At 40.4% G+C, this 1,903-nt stretch carries 3 protein-coding genes; 1 reads left to right on the top strand and 2 read right to left on the bottom strand.

Annotated features, from left to right (window positions below; genetic code table 11):
• Window positions 1–184 precede the first annotated feature (184 nt).
• Complete coding sequence (locus ACP5N5_RS06830) at window positions 185–583, top strand: translation initiation factor IF-5A (RefSeq protein WP_012608490.1); 399 nt, start codon at window positions 185–187, stop codon at window positions 581–583.
• Here ACP5N5_RS06830 and ACP5N5_RS06835 read toward each other — a convergent pair.
• Both ACP5N5_RS06835 and ACP5N5_RS06840 read right to left on the bottom strand, forming a co-directional pair.
• On the bottom strand, window positions 580–933 hold the full coding sequence (locus ACP5N5_RS06835) for a hypothetical protein (RefSeq protein ID WP_012608491.1): 354 nt from the start codon (window positions 931–933) through the stop codon (window positions 580–582). The genes ACP5N5_RS06830 and ACP5N5_RS06835 overlap by 4 nt on opposite strands.
• Before the next feature lie 47 nt (window positions 934–980).
• A complete protein-coding gene (locus ACP5N5_RS06840) occupies window positions 981–1,871 on the bottom strand; it encodes a carbon-nitrogen hydrolase family protein (RefSeq protein ID WP_428134433.1) in 891 nt (296 codons plus the stop codon).
• Window positions 1,872–1,903: the final 32 nt, after the last annotated feature.

Below are 1,903 nucleotides of genomic sequence, written 5' to 3' on the forward strand. Positions count from 1 at the left end.
ATTTAATCGAGGGTGTTTCATATGCTATTTACCCGGTTTTCTCAGTTCACTAATCTGGTAACATTTATGCTCCATAATTCTTTCAGTTCCAATATTCCAGGTATTAATCAAGAGAAATTTATTTTTAGGGCTTAAATAGTGTAATAATGCTTATGTGTGAGCTAATTCACATAGGTGGTGTTCAATGAGTAAGGTATATGATACCCTTGGAAACCTGAAGGTCGGCAGCTTTATAGTAATAGATGGAGAACCATGCAGAATAGTCGAGATGTCTCGTGCTAAGACGGGAAAACACGGAAGTGCTAAAGCAAATGTAGTAGCGATAGGTTTATTCTCAAAGGCTAAGAAAACTCTCGTAGCCCCTGTCGACACCCAGGTAGAGGTCCCAGTTATAGAGAAACATGTAGGTCAAATAATAGCTGATATGGGCACTATGTACCAGGTTATGGATATGGAGACGTATGAGACCTTTGAGGTGGAAAAAGACTCCATAGAGGAGGATATTAGAAACAAGCTGGGAGTAGGCTCAGAGGTAGAATACTGGGTCGTAATGGGTAAGAGACTTATCATCCGTCCCCGCTAGATGTCATCCGGTAGGAAAACCGGTTTTTCAGCAAGTGATATTATAGGTATAGCTATGCCTGGCCTAGGGCTCTTGGAGAACTCTATTTTTTCATCACTGGTGCTAACTATAATATAGTTCGCCTCCTCAATACCCTCCATATCGGTTGAATAATAGTAGAATACGGGGATTCCATAATACTTATAATAATCTCTGAAAACACCTAGCATACCCAGATACGTCTTCCCTCCGTGTTTGAACTTAATAATATACGTGTTAAACTGGTGTGGAACCATCGTCGACGTTGCAAGTCTCACAAGGTCGTTTAATGAGGCAACCTTAATTGGGACAGCCTTCTCTACTTCCTCCAAAGTGGACACCTACACCAGTTTTCCCCGATATTATCCCGGATATTCCTTTATTTTTCCAGTCTTCTTAATTGTCCTGACACAAATTTAAGGATACCTATTGTTTCCTCCTTGTTTGCCTCATGTATTCTACTTGTCATCTCCTTATAGGGTATAGATATTAATGTTGGGACAGAATCACTATATATTGTAACCAGCCTTCCCTCGGGATCCACTATCATGGAGTTTAACACATACTTATTGTCTTCAACAACGAATATTCCGCCTACATGAATAACCCATCTATCCAGCATTTGTGCTAGTGTTTTCACGATGTCGACATAGTTTTCAACTGGTTTTAATGGTGATATAGTAGCCACTAATGTATTACAGCCCCTCATAGATCCTATTCTACCGAACTCTGGTACTAGGATTTCCCGCGATATAAGAGCCATGTACTTCAGGTAATGGTCATCGAAGACTATTATTTCACGTCCAGGGTTAACACCTATCTTCTCCTCATCGCTTGATACAAGTATTTTTCTCTGGGATGAATGCTCCTCCACGTCCTCGAAGGATATAAATACCGTGGAAACATAGTATTTACTCCCCGAGCGCTCCATTATTGCGGGGGAAATAATATTCAACCCGTAGTTAGCTGAGAGATATTTAAGTGTTCTAAGATATGGATGCTCCTCATCTATACCATATCTCCTGCGAAACTCCTCGGCCCTTATGTTTTTAGAGTATAACTCGATAACGGGTCCGAATGCAGCTGAGTATGGTATGATAAGTGTATGTATGTTTCTCTCACTAGCATAAAAAACTATTTTACGTATATTGTTGAGATTTATCCCGAAGGCGTTGAACAGTATTGGTATATGTGCTATCCCGAGCCTTGGGCCGGAGATACTTTTATATAGTTCAACTAGTTTAAACCCCTCGATGCTCAACTGGATCACGTCGTTGAGGCGCATCTTTCATTATATTCTTT

Origin of the sequence: Desulfurococcus sp. (assembly GCF_049970475.1) — an archaeon.
GTDB lineage: Archaea > Thermoproteota > Thermoprotei_A > Sulfolobales > Desulfurococcaceae > Desulfurococcus > Desulfurococcus amylolyticus.

Coding starts and splice junctions, on each gene's coding strand:
- ACP5N5_RS06830 (WP_012608490.1), top strand. CDS start 185: ATGAGTAAGGTATATGATACCCTTGGAAACCTGAAGGTCGGCAGCTTT.